Below are 16,229 nucleotides of genomic sequence, written 5' to 3'. Positions count from 1 at the left end.
CAGGGTGGGCGATACCGTGTTGGCAATCCTCTGGACAATGAATAACCCGTAAGGAGAGCATGTTGAAAACCAAAGCAAAGATAAGCGCGACCGCACTGGTGTTTGCCGTCGCCATCATGGCTTGCTCGCGTGATGCAAACGAGAACGGCGCAGGGAACCCGGGTGGCACGGGCAAGGCGGCTACCGGATCGGTCCTCAGTATTTTGGACTACTACAACAACGAGCCCGAGAAGGGCTACATTCAGGCAGCGCTGGACAACTGCGCGGCTGAACTGGGAGTCAGCCTCGACCGGGAAGCAGTGCCCGGTGGCAGTCTGATCCAGAAGGTGCTCCAAAAGGCCTCCGCCAAGACCCTGCCCGACGTTCTCATGCTCGACAACCCGGAAGTCCAGCAGATTGCAGAATCGGGCGCACTCGCTCCGTTGAGCGATTTCAACGTTCCCACAACAGGTTATGCAGAGGGCATTCTCTCGGCGGGCACCTACGACGGCAAGGTTTATGGCCTTGCTCCGACCGTCAACACGCTCGCGCTTTTCTACAACAAGAAAATCCTCTCGACGGCGGGCATTGCGCCGCCCACAACCTGGGCTGAGCTCAGGGATTCCGCCAGGAAACTCACGACAGCGGATACCTACGGTCTGGCGTTCGCGGCTCCGGCAACCTACGAGGGGAGCTGGCAGTTCCTGCCCTTCATGTGGTCCAACGGCGGGGACGAGTCGGACCTCTCCTCACCCAAGGTCTCCGAAGCCCTGCAATTGCTCATTGACCTCGTAAGCAGCGGGTCGGCATCCAGGAGTGTCGTCAACTGGAGCCAGGGTGACGTGAATGACCAGTTCATTGCGGGCAAGGCCGCCATGATGGTCAACGGGCCATGGAATATGCCCAAGCTCAACCAATCCACCGGGCTTGATTATGGAATCGTTCAGATTCCCGTGAACACTGCCGGGCAGACACCGATCGCTCCGCTCGGGGGCGAAATCTGGACCGTGCCACGGACCGGAAACAAGGCCAAGATGGAGTTGGCCGCCCGTTTCGTTGCATGCATCAACAGCGACAAGAACCAGCTCGCGTTGGCCGAGCAACGGCTCACCGTTCCCACGAAAACGGCGCTGGTTCCGCAGTTCGTCGCCAAGGTTCCGGCGATGAAGGTATTCGCAGAGCAGATTGCCAGCGCACGCAGTCGCACCGGAAAACTCGGGGCGAAATGGCCGGATTCCGCAACAGTCATCTACTCTGCCGTGCAGTTGGGGCTCACTGGCAAGGCATCGTCCGCAGACGCCTTCAAGCAAGCTGCTGCGAAGTGACGACGCCCCTCTGATTCGTTTCGATCATGTATCAACTAGTTTCCTGATTTGTATTGACGCTACCAAGGGAAATTACTTGGATGGAGTGCGGGAATCGGGCTTATGCTTTCGTCCCATGCAATTGCTCCCGTTTCTGGCACCCGACCGGGCGGTTTCTCCTGATTCCCGCAGCAGGCTCGCCGGGTTGGCGCCGCGTCCGGACCCGGTGCAAGCCGCCCCCGGACGGATCGCCACGCTGTTCATGCTGGAGCACGGGCGATGAACACGGCAGCCACCGCGCCCCGGCCCGGCTCGCTGAACCTGGGCTTGGTCGGCAACTGCGCGATCAGCGCGCTGATCGACGAGCAGGCGCGCATGGTCTGGTGCTGCCTGCCGCGCTTCGACGGCGATCCGGTGTTCAATGCCCTGCTGCAACCCGGCGACGCAGGCAGCCATTTCGCGATCGAACTCGAAGACCTGGCAGAGTCCCGCCAGTGCTACGAGGCGAATACCGCCATTTTGCGCACGCAGTTGTTCGACAAGGCCGGCAACGGCGTGGAGGTCAGCGATTTCGCGCCGCGCTTCTTCAGCCGCGGGCGCTACTTTCGCCCCATGACGCTGGTGCGCAGGGTGCGCCCCATCCAGGGTGCGCCGCGCATCCGCGTGGCGCTCAAGCTGCGCTACGACTGGGGGCAGACCGTGCCCCGGATCACGCGCGGCAGCAACCATATCCGCTATGTCGGCGAGAGCCTGACGCTGCGCCTGTGCACCGACGCGCCGGTATCGCATGTGCTGTCGGGCCAGGCCTTTGTGCTCACGCGCGCGCACGACTTCTTGCTCGGCGCCGACGAAACGCTGGCCGAGGGCATCGCCGATACCGCGCGCCATTTCGAGCAGGAGACCGCCAGCTACTGGCGCCACTGGAGCCGCGCGCTGGCCATTCCGCTGCAATGGCAGGATGCGGTGATCCGCGCGGCGATCACGCTCAAGCTCTCGCTCTACGAGGAAACCGGCGCCATCGTCGCCGCGATGACCACCAGCATCCCGGAGTCGGCGCACAGCGGGCGCAACTGGGACTACCGCTATTGCTGGCTGCGCGACGCGTTCTTCGTGGTGCGCGCGCTCAACAGCCTCTCCGAAGTCGGCACCATGGAAGACTATCTGCGCTGGCTGAGCGACGTGGTGGTGCAGGGTGGCGGCGGCCATATCCAGCCGCTGTACGGCATCGGTCTGGAGCGGGAACTGCCCGAAAGCTGCGTGCCGCATCTGGCGGGCTACCGCGGCATGGGGCCGGTGCGCGTGGGCAACCAGGCGGCCGAGCATTTCCAGCACGACGTGTACGGCCACATCGTTCTCGGCGCCGCGCAGGCGTTCCACGACCAGCGCCTGCTGCACCGTGCGGGCCACGCCGAATTCACGCGGCTCGAACAGGTGGGCGAGAACGCGGTGCGCGTCTACGGCCAGCCCGACGCCGGAATCTGGGAACTGCGCACGCGCGCGCGGGTGCACACCTCGTCCGCGCTCATGGGCTGGGCCGCCTGCGACCGCCTGGCGAAGATCGCCACCACGCTGCAACTGGACGCGCGCGCCGGCTACTGGCAGCAGCATGCGCAGCGCATGCGCGCCGAGATCCTCGAAAAATCCTGGTGCGCACCGCGCCAGGCCTTTGCCGAGAGCTTTGGCGGCCATGAACTCGACGCCAGCGTGCTGCTGATGGCCGAAGTGGGCCTCATCGACCCGCGCGACCCGCGCTTCGTGAGCACCGTCGAGGCCATGGAAAAAAGCCTGTGCGACGGCCCCTACATGCGCCGCTACGAAGCCGCCGACGATTTCGGCAAACCCGAGATGGCGTTCAACATCTGCACCTTCTGGCGCATCGACGCGCTCGCGCGCATCGGCCGCAGGACCGAGGCGCGCGCCATCTTCGAGGCCATGCTCGCGGCCCGCAACCCGCTCGGCCTGCTCTCCGAAGACACCCACCCCGCAACCCGTGAGATGTGGGGCAACTTCCCGCAAACCTATTCCATGGTGGGCGTGATCAACGCCGCCGTGCGCCTTTCAGCACCGTGGGACAGCGTGATTTGAGGCATTCCCTGCCATGTTGAAAACCAAAGCGAAGATAACTGCAGCTGCATTTGCGTTCGCCGCAGCCATCATGGGGTGCTCGCGGGAGGCAAGCGAAAACAGCACGGGTGACATGGGTGACATGAGCAAGGGGGCTGCCGGATCGGTCCTCCGCATTCTCGACTACTACATCAACGAGCCCGAGAAGAGCCACATCCAAATCGCGCTGGACCATTGCGCGAGCGAACTCGGAGTCCGCATCAATCGGGAAATAGTGCCCGATAACACGCTCGTCCAGAAGGTGCTCCAAAAGGCTTCGGCCAGGACGCTGCCCGACGTTCTCATGCTCGACAACCCGAACGTTCAGCAGATTGCAGAATCGGGTGTACTCGCTCCCTTGATCGATTTCAACGTTCCCACGGCAGGCTATGCGAAGAACATTCTCGCGGCGGGCACCTATGACGAAAAGGTCTACGGTCTTGCGCCGACCGTCAACACACTCGCGCTTTTCTACAACAAGAAGATCCTCTCAGCGGCGGGAATGACGCCGCCCACAACTTGGGCCGAACTCCGGGATTCCGCCAAGAAACTCACGACAAGGGATGCCTACGGTCTTGCGTTCACGGCTGCGGCGACTGCCGAGGGCAGTTGGCAGTTCCTGCCCTTCATGTGGTCCAACGGCGCAGATGAGTCGGACCTCTCCTCGCCCAAGGTCTCCGAAGCCTTGCAATTGTTCATCGATCTCGTCCAGAGCGGGGCGGTTTCCAAGAGTGTCGTCAACTGGAGCCAGAGTGACGTGAATGACCAGTTCATCGCGGGCAAGGCCGCCATGATGATCAACGGGCCGTGGAATATGCCCAAACTCAACCAATCAACCGGGCTTGACTATGGCATCGCTCAGATTCCCGTGAACGTCGCAGGACAGACGCCGATCACTCCGCTTGGCGGCGAAATGTGGACCGTCCCTCGGACCGGAGACAAGGGCAAGATGGCGTTGGCCGCCCGTTTCGTCGAATGCATCAACAGTGACGAGAACCAACTCGCGTTGGCCGAGCAGCGGCTCACCGTTCCCACCAAAACGGCGCTGCTTCCACAGTTCGTTGCCAAGGTTCCGTCGATGAAGGTGTTCGCAGAGCAGGTTGCCAGCGCACGCAGTCGCACCGGAAAACTCGGGGTGAAATGGCAGGACACCTCCGTGGTCATTTACTCCGCCGTGCAGCTGGGGCTCACCGGCAAGGCATCGTCCGCAGATGCCTTCAAGCAAGCCGCTGCGAAGTGACGCGGTTCTCCGCCCGCCCCTGATACGCCATGCACAGTTGCGCAGAATCCGCCCCTTCAAAGAGATGCGCAGGTTCCTGGGGAATGGCGCGGGAGCATCGCTATCTCGTCGGCTTTCTGATCCCCGCACTCCTCTTTCTCGCCGTGTTCTTCGGGTATCCGCTGCTCTCCAACGTCGCCATGGGTTTTCAGCAGTACACGGCGAAAACCTTCTTCACCGGCCAAGCCCCGTGGGTGGGGTTCGCGAATTACGCGAAGGCCTTTGCGAGCACGCTCTTTGCCCCGTCGCTCCTGAACACTGCGCTGTTCACGGTCGGATCCATCCTGGGTCAGTTCGGCATCGGACTCGCACTCGCGCTCTTCTTTTGCAAGAAATTTCCTCTCAACAACGTTCTTCGGGCATTGCTTCTCTTGCCCTGGCTTCTTCCCCTGATCGTCTCGAGTGCCACGTGGCGCTCCATCCTCGATCGGGACAGTGGAATCCTGAACGCGGCCCTTCAGTATTTTCACCTCGTGAGCGAGCCCGTTCCGTGGCTGACCAGCCCGGACGTCGCGCTTCTTGCCGTTCTGCTCGTGAACATCTGGGTCGGGATACCGTTCAACGTCACCATTCTCCATGCGGGCCTGCAGGCCATTCCGGAGGAACTCTACGAAGCCGCTGCGCTCGATGGTGCAACCGGACTCAAGAGTTTCCGCCATATTACTTGGCCGTGCCTGCGCCCTGTCGTCAGCGTTGTGTTGATCCTGGGTGTCATCTACACCATCAAGGTACTGGACATCATTCTTGGCCTGACGAATGGGGGACCGGCGAATTCCACACAAACACTGACGATCCGCGCGTACCAGGAGTCGTTCGTGCGCTTCGATTTCGGTGTCGGGGCGGCGTATGGCAACATACTCATCCTCATTTCGCTGGTGTTTGCCGTGATCTATCTTTTTTCGAATCGCAAGCGAAATGATGCATAGGGTGGCTGCATTCGCCTGGCTCCGGCGTCCGCTGTATACCGCAGCGGGAATCGCGCTGCTTGCGCTGATGCTTTTCCCGGTTTACTGGATGGTGAATGCCTCCCTGCAGAAGTCCGGAAATACCCTGTCCACGGAACTGTTTCCGATGGCGCCCAACTTGGACGGCTATGTCCGGGCCATCACCGAACAGGGCGCGAACCTGATCACGAGTCTCGTCGTATCGCTGTGCACCGTGGCATTGTCGCTCGCCATTGCGGCGCCCGCTGCCTACGCGCTGGCACGCCTGCGCGGCCGGTGGGTGGACGCCATCCTCTTCGCCATCCTCGTCTCGCAGATGATTCCGGGAATCGTGATTGCGAACGCCCTCTACCCGGCGTACAACAGTCTCCACCTGCTCAACAGCATCCCCGGGCTGGTGCTCGCCGACGCCACCGCCGGGATTCCATTTGCCATCTTGCTCATGCGATCCTTCATGCTGGGTTTGCCACCCTCACTCGTTGAAGCCGCCTGCGTGGACGGGGCAGGACCCATTCGCACATTTGTCTCGATCGTCGTGCCCGTCAGTCGCAATGCGATCATCACGGCGGGACTATTCACGTTCCTTTTCGCGTGGAGCGATTTTCTCTTCGCGCTCACACTGACGACGACCAAAGCGGTTCGGCCGGTGACACTGGGGATCTACCAGTATCTCGGCACCCAGGTGTCGAACTGGCAATCGATCATGGCAACCGCAGTCGTTTCCTCATTGCCCGCCATTATTCTCCTGCTCGTCGCCCAACGCTTCATTACGGCCGGGGCGCTGGGCGGATCGACGAAGTAATACCCTCCCACCATGCAGAAAGCAGCATCATGAATTCCGGAAGATCTCCGCTTCGGGTAGTCGTTTGGGGCGAAGCCCGGCACGAGAAGGTCGAGCCCAAGGTGGCCGCGATCTACCCCGACGGCATGCACAATACGATCAAGGCGGGAATCGAGGAATACCTCGGCGACTTTGCGACCGTGACGACCGCGACGCTGGACGATCCGGAGCACGGTCTCAGCGAAGCACGGCTGCAAGGCACGGACGTTCTCGTCTGGTGGGGCCATATGGCGCACGACCAAGTGGCGGACGCGGTCGTGGAGCGGCTGCACCGGCAGGTTCTTGACGGCATGGGCCTGGTCGTACTCCACTCGGGGCATTGGTCGAAGATATTCGTGAAGCTCATGGGAACGACGTGCACTCTGCGCTGGCGAAGCGAACACGACCGTGAATTGATCTGGACAGTGGATCCGACGCACCCCATCGCGCAGGGAGTTCCGCACCCCATCATCATTCCCGAGCAGGAAATGTATGGCGAACAGTTTGATATTCCGGCGCCGGATGAACTCATCTTCATCAGCTCGTTTTCCGGGGGCGAAGTCTTTCGCAGCGGGTGTACCTTCCGCCGTGGAAACGGGAGGATTTTCTACTTCAGCCCCGGCGACCAAGACTATCCTGTCTACCACCACCCCGACATTCGTCGGGTGATTGCAAACGGTGTGGCCTGGGCGCGCAGCGACCGGGCCGCGCGCGAAACGCCCACCCTGCTGCGCTACGACACCGGCGCGTTCTATTCCGGGCAGGGGTACGCGGGGGCCCTCGTCCGATGACTTCCTTTGCAACCCTGGACGACCCAAGCCGCGCGGCGCGCCTCGTTCTGGTGGGCGCCGGTGCCATGGGAGCGAACTGGGCATCGCTCATTCTGAGCACCGCCAGCGCGGAACTGGTCGGCGCCGTCGATATCGTTCCCGGCGCTGCGGCGCGGCTGCTTGCCGGCCTGTCCCGGAACACGGCCATGGCAGCGGAGTCGCTCGCAGACCTTGTCGGCGCGGGAATCGCCTTTGACGCCATCGTCAATGTCACCGTCCCCGCCGCGCACCACGCCGTGACGACGGATGCGCTGTTTCGCGGGAAGGCGGTGCTCTCGGAGAAGCCCCTGGCACCCACGGTGGCGCAGGCGATCTCGCTCGCAGCGGCTGCGGCGGTCACAGGGCGGCTGCTGATGGTCAGCCAATCCCGCCGCTACTTCCGGGGACTGACCTCCTTCAAACGGACGGTGAAGGCTCTTGGCCCGGTGGGATTGCTGACGAACGACTTCTTCAAAGCACCGCATTTCGGCGGCTTTCGCGAAACCATGGCGCAGCCGCTGCTCGTCGATATGGGCATCCACCCATTCGATGCGGCGCGTTTCATTCTTGACGACGAGCCGGTATCGGTTTACTGCGAATCGTTCAATCCAAGCTGGAGTTGGTACGCAGGCGACGCCGCCGCGACGGCATTGTTCACCTTCTCCCGGGGAACCCGGTTCCGCTACACGGGCAGCTGGTGCAGCCCTGGGGACGAGACCAGCTGGAACGGCGCCTGGCGTGCGAGTTCCGGGCAGGCAAGCGTACTCTGGGACGGCGCGAATCCCCCCGTGTCCACGCACGCGGACGTTGCGCCACTGGATCCGGCAGAGCCCGAGGAAATCGCAGCCGCGCTCGCCGAGTTCATTCGTGCGCTGCGCACCGGCGCGGAGCCATCCGGAATCGCTGACCGAAACCTTGTGAGCCTTGCCATGGTCGAGGCCGCCGTGTTGTCCGCCCAGCGCGGCGCAGCCGTGCGCATTGCGGACGTGCTGGCGGACGCGCGCAACGCGGCCCTCGGCGCAGAGTCGCGCGCCGAGGTCCGCGCGCACCTTTTGGCGCAGCAGGCGGGCAGCGGCGTCGGCTGACCCGGGCCTTCCTGTATCCGTTCAACTGCGGTTACGGCGCGGTTCGGTCTCGATGCGGGGCTCCGGCTTGTCCAGCTTGCCGAGTACCGGGGGCGTGCCCTCGATCTTGTTCTCGCGCATGTAGCCGTCCATGTCCTTCCAGCCCGCAAACACCGAGGCTTTGGGGGCCTTGGGATTCAGCACGAAGCAGTCTTCCGGACCGCGCAGGGCATGGCGGCATGCCCCACCAATGGCCCTGGCTTCCTCCTCCCGCTGCGCAACAAGCCGCTGGTCGGAGCCCAGCCCGGGGATTTTGTCGCAGCCGGCGAGGAGCCAGCAGATGCTGGAGAGCGCCAGCAGGCGCAGGGCGATGGAGGGGGTTTTGCGTTGCATGTCCTTGCCCATATCGGCAGGCCGCCGCCATGGTTGATGCAAAAGGCCCCCGAAGGGGCCTTTTGGCGAAACGCAGAAGGGAGGGAATCAGTCGCGCTCGCCGCCCATGATTCCGAGCAGCACCAGCAGGCTCTGGAACACGTTGAAGATGTCCAGGTACAGGGCCAGGGTGGCGCTGATGTAGTTCGTCTCGCCGCCGTCGAGGATCTGCTTGAGGTCGTACAGCATGTAGGCGCTGAAGATGCCGATGGCCGCCACGGAGATCACCATCATGCCGACGCTGGAGCCGACGAACACGTTGATGATTCCGCCCGCCATGAGCACCAGCGCGCCCACCATGAGCCACTTGCCCAGGCCCGACAGGTCGCGCTTGATCACGCTGGCCAGACTGGCCATGACGAAGAACACGCCCGCCGTGCCGGCAAACGCCGTCATGATGAGCTCGGTGCCGTTGCTGAAGCCCAGCACCGCGCCGATCAGACGCGAGAGCATCAGGCCCATGAAGAACGTGAACGCCAGCAGCACCGGCACGCCGGCGGCCGAGTGCTTGGTCTTCTCGATGGCGTACATGAAGGCGAACGCGCCGCCCAGGAAAACGATCAGGCCCAGACCGCCGTGCAGCGCCTGGGTGATTCCGGTGGCCACGCCGATCCAGGCGCCAAGCACCGTGGGGAGCATGCTCAGGGTCAGCAACCAATACGTGTTGCGTAGCACCTTGTGGCGCTCTTCCCGCGAAATGCCATAGCCCGCAGAGTGGCCCAGGGTGGTGATTTGATGATCAGTCATCTTGTGTCTCTCCTCGGTAGGTCTGCACGACGCAGACAGGGTGGATTCTAGAGGGTTCCGGCTTCCGGTCCAGCAGCAACCCATCCCGCAAGCCTGCTTTTGGGTAAGGAGATACTTTTCCCGGGCGGCCCGGCCGCCGGGATGCGGCTATGCTCGGCGGCCAGAGGCGGCCCGCTTGCGCGCGGCCCAGACATTTTCTTTCCGGAGATTCCCATGAAAACCAAGCACGAACTCGAACTCGCCGACGTCAAGGCGATTGCCGCTGCGGCCGAGGCCGAAGCGCTCAGCCAGGGCTGGGCCGTGACGATTGCCATCGTCGACGACGGAGGGCACCTGCTGTGGTTGCAGCGTCTGGACGGCGCCGTTGCAGTGTCCTCGCACATCGCCCCTTCCAAGGCCCGCACGGCCGCCCTGGGCCGCCGCGAGAGCAAGCTGTACGAGGAGGTCATCAATGGCGGCCGCGCATCCTTCCTGAGCGTGCCGACCATCGACGGCCTGCTCGAAGGCGGCGTGCCGATCATGCGCAACGGCGAATGCCTGGGAGCCGTGGGCGTGAGCGGTGTGAAATCCACCGAGGACGCACAGATCGCGCGTGCCGGCATTGCGGCGCTGGGCCTTTGACCGGCCTGGTGGCCAAGCCTGCGGGGCGTTTCAATCAGACGCGCTTGCGGTATTCACCGGTGCGGGTGTCGATTTCGATCCTGTCGCCCTGGGCCACGAACAGGGGGACGGCCACTTCAAAGCCGGTGGCGAGCTTCGCGGGCTTGAGCACCTTGCCGGAGGTATCGCCCTTGACGGCGGGCTCGGTCCAGGTGATTTCGCGCTCGACGCCGGTGGGCAGTTCGACCGAGATCGCCTTGCCGTCGTAGAACACCACTTCCAGCGACATGCCGTCTTCCAGATAGTTCAGCGCGTCGCCCATGTTTTCGGCTTCGACTTCGTACTGGTTGTAGTCCGTGTCCATGCAGACGTACATGGGGTCGGCAAAGTACGAGTAGGTGCACTCTTTCTTGTCCAGGATCACGTTGTCGATCTTGTCGTCGGCCTTGAACACGACCTCGGTGCCAAAGTTGGCGATCAGGCTCTTGAGCTTCATGCGCACGGTGGCTGCGCCGCGGCCGCCGCGGGCGTATTCGGTCTTCAGGACGACCATGGGATCCTTGCCGTGCATGACGACGTTGCCGGCGCGGATTTCTTGAGCGATTTTCATAGCAGGTTGCTTGGGGTTGGGGCCGCTCGATGCGTTGGCCGGCGGCGGCGCGCCGTGCCGACGCATGTTCCGCGGCGGGAATGCGCGCAGCTGTCAGGACGCAGGTCGCGCGCCTGCTTTGCGCAAAGCCCTGGATCTTAGCGTTTTTCCAGAACGAAACCCAAAAGTTGGGTGGCGAGATCGTCCTGCGCCAACAACCGCGCGCGCGCGGCCTGGACGCAGGCGCTCCATTCGGCCAGGGTGTCGTCGCCGGGCCAGCGCAGCGGCGCGTTGTCCAGCCCACTCCAGCGCGCATGGAATTGCCGCAGCGCAGGCGGCGCCTGCAACCAGTCCAGAAACGCCCACAGCTTCGCATGGTGGGCCCCGTCGTCCTGCGGGTAGGGCTGCCAGACCAGGGCCTGCCCGGCCCACAGCGCCCGCACCAGCGAGTCCTCGCCGCGCACGGCGTTGAAATCGCAGGCCCACAGCAATTCGTCGAACGCCGGCTGGGGGCAGGCTTGCAGGCAGGTCATGGCAAGCTGCCCGTGCTGTGGATGCGCGCGCTCCACGGCGCGCGGGGCCAGCGCCGCCTGCACCGCCAACGCCGCACGCCCCGGGGTAACCAGCAGGCGCGTGCGCCGGCTCTGGCTCTGGCTTTGCGCAAGCAGTTCGGCCAGCGCCGGGGGCTCGTAGCAAAACAGCGACATCCAGCGGCATCCCTCGCCTGATCCACCCTGCGGATGGGACGCGGCAAGGGCCTTGCGCCACCCCATGCGGTCAAACGCGCTGCGCCGGGCCAGCAGATCCGACTCACGCAGCAGACCCCCGGTGGCCGGCGTGAATCCGGGGTAGAAGAACCAGCGCGTCCAGCCCGCGGCGGGGCCCGACATGATCGGCGAGGGCAGCCGGTGGTTGCGCTCCGCATGCGGCTCTGCCGACAGATGTTCCAGGTTGATCCAGACGGGTTTTCGGCCCGTGGCGCCGGATCGGTGCACGCTCGATGCCAGCAAGCCGGGATCCATCTCGCAGCCGAACGCCTCCAGCAGCACGTCCGGCGCGCGCTCGTGGGGCGCCGGCGCGGGCGCACCCCAGGCGCGCAGTTCCACCCCCGGGCAGCCTGCGGGCGCCATCCACTGCAAGGCCGAGGCGTCGTCGACCCACAGGCGCACCCGCTGGCCGCGCCCCGCAAGCTGCGCCGCCAGGCGCCAGCACACGCCGACGTCGCCAAAGTTGTCGATCACGCGGCAAAACAGGTCCCATTGCAGGGCTTGCAGCGGGGGGGAGGATGGGGTCATGGGGGCGCCGATCGTACCCTGCGCGGGGGACCCCAAAGCGACTGAAAAACGCTGCGCTATCATGCCGTCGCCGCTGGCCACGCCCATGCCATCCCCCGGGGGGCCAGAAATGCTCCGGAAACGGTGCGCCAAAGACCTCCCGCATATGCAGAAAACAACCCGCAAACGATCCACCCGCCTGCTGGCCACGGCCGCGCTGGCTGCCGCGCTGTGCAGCAGCGCCGGCGCGCAGAGCGCGTATCCCGGCAGAACCGTGACCCTGGTGGTGCCCACCGCCGCCTCCGGCACCACCGACTTCTCGGCCCGCATGCTGGCCCAGGCGCTGGCGCCCGTGCTGGGCCAGTCGGTGGTGGTGGACAACCGGGGCGGGGGCAGTGGCAGCATTGCGGCGTCGGCCGTCAAGAGCGCCAAGGCCGACGGCTACACCTTGCTCATGCAGTATTCGGGCTTTCATGTGATTTCGCCGCACATCACCAAGCAAAAGCAGTGGGAGCATGCGGACTTCCAGCCCGTGGCCAACGTGATCTCCACGCCGCAAATCATCGTGCTGCGCAGCGACCTGCCAATGCAGACGCTGGCCGAACTGATCGCCTACGCCAAGGCCAACCCCGGCCGGCTCAACTACGCGTCGTCGGGCGCGGGATCGCTGCAGCACGTGACGGGCGGCATGCTCGAGCAGCAGGCCGGGATCAAGATGACCCACGTGCCCTACAGCAAGGGCACCGGGCCCGCGCTGCAAGACCTGCTCGGCGGCCAAGTGGACCTGACCTTTGGCACCGCGCCGTCGTTCCTGCCGCACGTCGCCAGCGGCAAACTGCGCGTGCTGGCCGTGACCGGCAAGGAGCGCCTGCCCAGCCTGCCCGACGTGCCGACCACCGCTGAAGTCGGCTACCCCCAGGTCAACGCGTCCTCGTGGTTTGCCGTGTTCGCACCCGCCGCCGTCCCCCGGCCCGTGATCGACCGGCTCACCGCCGACATCCGCACCGTGGTGCAGAGCCCGGCCTTCAGGCAGAAGGCGCAGGAGCAGGGCATCACGGCCGACTACCAGAATCCGCAGCAGCTCGGAGACAAGGTCCGGGCCGACCTGGCGAACTGGGCGCCAATCGTCAAAGCCTTGCATCTCAAGGTGGAATAAGCGCAGCCCCGCGGGGGCCCCGGGCGCCCCGGGCGCGGCCACAATACGCGCCATGTCTGCTGTGCATTCCGAAGAACTGCTCGCGCAGGTCGCCGCGCTGCCTGCGCTGCCCGGCGTCTACCGCTATTTCGACGCCCAGGGCGCGTTGCTGTACGTGGGCAAGGCACGGCACCTGCGGCGCCGCGTGGCGAGCTACTTCAGCAGGAGCCATGACGGCACGCGCATCGGCCACATGGTCGGCAGGATCGCGCGCATGGAAACCACGGTGGTGCGCTCCGAGGCCGAGGCGCTGCTGCTCGAAAACAACCTCATCAAGACGCTGAACCCCAAGTTCAACATCCTTTTCAAGGACGACAAAAGCTACCCCTACCTCAAGATCAGCGGCCGGCCCGGTCCCCCCCCCGCGCGCGACGCGGCGCCGGAGCAGCGCTTCCCCCGCATGGCCTATTACCGCGGCGCGGTGGACAAGAGGCACCGCTACTTCGGCCCGTACCCGAGCCCCTGGGCGGTCAAGGACAGCATCGATCTGCTGCAAAAGGTCTTTCGGCTGCGCACCTGCGAAGACACGGTATTCGCCAACCGCACGCGGCCCTGCCTGCTCTACCAGATCAAGCGCTGCACGGCGCCCTGCGTGGACCTGATATCGCCCGAGGCCTACGCCGTGGACGTGCACCACGCCGAGGCGCTGCTGCGCGGCGAGACGCAGGAACTGCTGCAAGACCTGGAGGCGCGCATGATGGCGCATTCCGACCGGCTGGAGTTCGAGCAGGCGGCCGAACTGCGCAACCAGATCCAGGCGCTCGCGCGCGTGCTGCACCAGCAGTCCATCGAGAGCGCCAACGACCGGGACGTGGACATCCTCGCCGTGCGCGTGCAGGGCGGCCGCGCCTGCGTGAACCTGGCCATGGTGCGCGGCGGTCGGCATCTGGGCGACCGCCCGTACTTTCCCGTGCACGTGGAAGACGCAGCCGTGTTCGAGAAAGAAAGCGAGCGCGCCGAAGACGCCCCGCCCCCCCGCCCCGTGGAGACGCTGGTGCTCGAAGCCTTCATCGCCCAGCACTACATCGGCGTTCCCGTGCCCCCCGTGCTGGTGAGCAGCGAGGCGGTGGACCGGGCGTTGCTGGACGCGCTGTCCGCGCAATCCGGCGTGCGCGTGGGCGCCGTGCACCAGCCGCGCGAACAGCGCCGCGCCTGGCTCGACATGGCGCAAAAGAACGCCGACCTGCAACTGGCCCGCCTGCTGGCCGAAGAAGGCTCGCAGCAGGCGCGCACGCGCGCGCTGGCCCAGGCGCTGGACCTGCCGTCCGAAGACCTGGATCGGCTGCGCATCGAATGCTTCGACATCTCGCACACGGCGGGCGAAGCCACCCAGGCCTCGTGCGTGGTATTCCACCAGCACAAGATGCAGGGCAGCGAGTACCGCCGCTACAAGATCGAGGGCATCACCGGCGGCGACGACTACGCCGCTATGCGCCAGGTGCTCACGCGCCGCTACGGCAAGCTGGTCGAGGCCGCGCGCGAGGCCGGCGGCATCGACTTCGCAGCCCACCCCAAGGGCGTGGCGCAGCTGCCGGACCTGGTGCTGATCGACGGCGGCAAGGGCCAGGTGGGCGTGGCGCGCGAAGTATTCACGGCCCTGGGGCTCGACCTGGCGCGCATCGTCGGCGTGGAAAAGGGCGAGGGCCGCAAGGTGGGTCTGGAAGAGCTGGTGTTTGCCGACGGGCGCGAAAAGGCCTACCTGGGCAGGGATTCGGCCGCGCTGATGCTGGTGGCCCAGATCCGCGACGAAGCGCACCGCTTTGCCATCACCGGAATGCGCGCCGCGCGCGCCAAGCTGCGCGTGGGCGGCGGCCAACTCGAGGAAATCCCCGGCGTCGGCCCCAGAAAACGCGCCCGGCTACTGCAACGCTTTGGCGGGGTGCGCGGGGTTGCCGCGGCCAGCGTGGAGGACCTGGCCACGGTGGACGGCATTTCGCCCGATCTGGCGCAAGAGATTTACCGTGCGCTGAGGTAGCTGCGGGGTCGGTCCAAATCAGGGCACTGCAATGTTCGAAAATATTTCTTGAAGCGCTATTCCTGATTGCCTACCATCTCACCGAGTTTTTCGCGAAGGAGCAACGCATGAGGCAGAGCGAACGCATTGACCACGACACCGAGAAGGCCGTCCGGCGCTTTCTTGCTCTGATCGCTGCCCGCTACGACATGGCGGGCGCAATCGTTTATGGCAGTCGGGCACGGGGGACGCATCGCCCCGACAGCGACGCCGATGTGGCCGTGCTCCTGAAAGGCGAACATCAAAGGGTTCTGCCGACCACGCTGGCAATGGCCGACGTGGCTTTCGACGTGCTGCTGGAGACGGGTATCAACATCGCGCCTCTGCCGGTGTGGCTGGATGAATGGGAACACCCGGAGAACTACTCCAATCCAGCACTGCTGCACAACATCGCCAGGGAGGGCGTCAGGCTGTGAACGCAGGAGCGTCGGCGAAGGTGCTGCTCGATACGGGAGACGCCGACGGCGCATCCAACCGGGCGTACTACGCCATGTTCGACACCGGGCCGACTGGCCAGGAAGTGTCCGCGCACTGTCGGATGCCTTGCGCCAGAGCGCAGGAGCGGCGCAAATGAGCATGTCCGGCATCGAGGCGCTGGCCAGCGCCTGGGCACGTATCGCCGAGGAAACGGAATTCCCGGCCGACTACGAGGGCACGGCCTCAGCAGAGGCGCATCGGGCCAGCGAGGCCATTCAGGAGCGGATTCGGGAATACATCGTCGCGAGCAAGGACATGCGCCTGTTCGGTCTGCTGCATTTGTTGGGTCAAGCGTCGCTGGGCATGGAGCAAGCGCTGTGGCCGCAGGAATACGAGCGGATAACCCGCGCGGCGGAGAAGGCGCTTCGGAAAGCCGACGACCCCAACGCCAAGTCATACACGCACGAAGAAGTCATGCGGTCGGTGCAGGAACGCATCGACCGGGCGCGGGACAAGCCCTGTTGATCGGTTATGCCCGGGTGGCTGCGGCGCTTCGCCGACGAGCCGGCGCTGCACGCCCCAAGGCGGATTCTTCGGCCCGTTTGTGCTGATGCTTTTTTTGATGCACGATGACATCGTTTTCCATGCAAAGGACTCCC

Annotated in this window: 16 protein-coding genes; 12 read left to right on the top strand and 4 right to left on the bottom strand. The window is 64.8% G+C overall.

Features of this window, described 5'->3' with window-relative positions; genetic code table 11:
- Positions 1-59 precede the first annotated feature (59 nt).
- The 7 genes from D5041_RS17280 to D5041_RS17250 all read left to right on the top strand — a co-directional run bounded on the left by D5041_RS17280 (position 60) and on the right by D5041_RS17250 (position 8,323).
- A complete protein-coding gene (locus tag D5041_RS17280; RefSeq protein WP_265285326.1) occupies positions 60-1,304 on the top strand; it encodes a sugar ABC transporter substrate-binding protein in 1,245 nt (414 codons plus the stop codon).
- 258 nt (positions 1,305-1,562) lie between these two features.
- Positions 1,563-3,368, top strand: coding sequence for a glycoside hydrolase family 15 protein (locus D5041_RS17275; RefSeq protein WP_010104880.1), 1,806 nt, complete (start codon positions 1,563-1,565; stop codon positions 3,366-3,368).
- 13 nt (positions 3,369-3,381) lie between these two features.
- Entirely contained in the window at positions 3,382-4,626 is a 1,245-nt protein-coding gene (locus D5041_RS17270) for a sugar ABC transporter substrate-binding protein (RefSeq protein ID WP_265285325.1), read from the top strand.
- Between the two features lie 83 nt (positions 4,627-4,709).
- Positions 4,710-5,591 carry a carbohydrate ABC transporter permease gene (locus D5041_RS17265; protein ID WP_265280869.1) on the top strand — a complete coding sequence of 294 codons (882 nt, stop codon included), beginning with the start codon at positions 4,710-4,712 and terminating at the stop codon, positions 5,589-5,591.
- The gene (locus D5041_RS17260; RefSeq protein WP_265259414.1) at positions 5,584-6,411 is read left to right on the top strand and encodes a carbohydrate ABC transporter permease; all 828 of its coding nucleotides are present in this window, start codon (positions 5,584-5,586) and stop codon (positions 6,409-6,411) included. Before D5041_RS17265 ends, D5041_RS17260 begins: the two co-directional genes overlap by 8 nt.
- A 29-nt stretch (positions 6,412-6,440) precedes the next feature.
- Positions 6,441-7,220 (top strand): ThuA domain-containing protein, encoded by a 780-nt coding sequence (locus D5041_RS17255; RefSeq protein ID WP_265285324.1) that lies wholly within the window; start codon positions 6,441-6,443, stop codon positions 7,218-7,220.
- The gene (locus D5041_RS17250) at positions 7,217-8,323 is read left to right on the top strand and encodes a Gfo/Idh/MocA family protein (protein WP_265285323.1); all 1,107 of its coding nucleotides are present in this window, start codon (positions 7,217-7,219) and stop codon (positions 8,321-8,323) included. The genes D5041_RS17255 and D5041_RS17250 overlap by 4 nt, the downstream gene beginning before the upstream one ends.
- A gap of 21 nt (positions 8,324-8,344) precedes the next feature.
- On the opposite strand, the gene D5041_RS17245 is transcribed toward D5041_RS17250, so the two are convergent.
- Positions 8,345-8,695, bottom strand: coding sequence for a hypothetical protein (locus D5041_RS17245; RefSeq protein ID WP_265285322.1), 351 nt, complete (start codon positions 8,693-8,695; stop codon positions 8,345-8,347).
- Between the two features lie 87 nt (positions 8,696-8,782).
- Positions 8,783-9,481, bottom strand: a complete 699-nt coding sequence (locus D5041_RS17240; RefSeq protein ID WP_010104868.1) for a Bax inhibitor-1/YccA family protein — start codon at positions 9,479-9,481, stop codon at positions 8,783-8,785.
- A 213-nt stretch (positions 9,482-9,694) separates the two neighbouring features.
- Between D5041_RS17240 and D5041_RS17235 the strand changes: the two genes are divergently transcribed.
- Positions 9,695-10,102, top strand: a complete 408-nt coding sequence (locus tag D5041_RS17235) for a GlcG/HbpS family heme-binding protein (RefSeq protein WP_265285321.1) — start codon at positions 9,695-9,697, stop codon at positions 10,100-10,102.
- Positions 10,103-10,136: 34 nt separating this feature from the next.
- Here the strand turns inward: D5041_RS17235 and efp are convergent, their stop codons facing one another.
- Both efp and earP read right to left on the bottom strand, forming a co-directional pair.
- On the bottom strand, positions 10,137-10,691 hold the full coding sequence (gene efp, locus D5041_RS17230) for an elongation factor P (protein ID WP_010104866.1): 555 nt from the start codon (positions 10,689-10,691) through the stop codon (positions 10,137-10,139).
- Between the two features lie 137 nt (positions 10,692-10,828).
- Positions 10,829-11,965 carry an elongation factor P maturation arginine rhamnosyltransferase EarP gene (earP, locus tag D5041_RS17225; protein WP_265285320.1) on the bottom strand — a complete coding sequence of 379 codons (1,137 nt, stop codon included), beginning with the start codon at positions 11,963-11,965 and terminating at the stop codon, positions 10,829-10,831.
- A 145-nt stretch (positions 11,966-12,110) separates the two neighbouring features.
- Here earP and D5041_RS17220 point away from each other — a divergent pair, with 145 nt between their 5' ends.
- From D5041_RS17220 to D5041_RS17205, 4 genes are all read left to right on the top strand, one after another.
- A complete protein-coding gene (locus D5041_RS17220; protein WP_265258791.1) occupies positions 12,111-13,100 on the top strand; it encodes a Bug family tripartite tricarboxylate transporter substrate binding protein in 990 nt (329 codons plus the stop codon).
- A 52-nt stretch (positions 13,101-13,152) separates the two neighbouring features.
- On the top strand, positions 13,153-15,114 hold the full coding sequence (uvrC, locus tag D5041_RS17215; protein WP_265285319.1) for an excinuclease ABC subunit UvrC: 1,962 nt from the start codon (positions 13,153-13,155) through the stop codon (positions 15,112-15,114).
- Positions 15,115-15,221: 107 nt separating this feature from the next.
- Positions 15,222-15,569 (top strand): nucleotidyltransferase domain-containing protein, encoded by a 348-nt coding sequence (locus tag D5041_RS17210; RefSeq protein ID WP_265285318.1) that lies wholly within the window; start codon positions 15,222-15,224, stop codon positions 15,567-15,569.
- Between the two features lie 154 nt (positions 15,570-15,723).
- The gene (locus D5041_RS17205) at positions 15,724-16,095 is read left to right on the top strand and encodes a hypothetical protein (protein WP_265258788.1); all 372 of its coding nucleotides are present in this window, start codon (positions 15,724-15,726) and stop codon (positions 16,093-16,095) included.
- Positions 16,096-16,229 lie beyond the last annotated feature (134 nt).

The organism is Verminephrobacter aporrectodeae subsp. tuberculatae, from assembly GCF_026127385.1.
In the GTDB taxonomy this organism is placed as follows: domain Bacteria; phylum Pseudomonadota; class Gammaproteobacteria; order Burkholderiales; family Burkholderiaceae_C; genus Acidovorax; species Acidovorax aporrectodeae.
The sequence above is the reverse complement of the archived record's forward strand: the minus strand, read 5'-3'. Positions and strand labels throughout refer to the sequence as shown.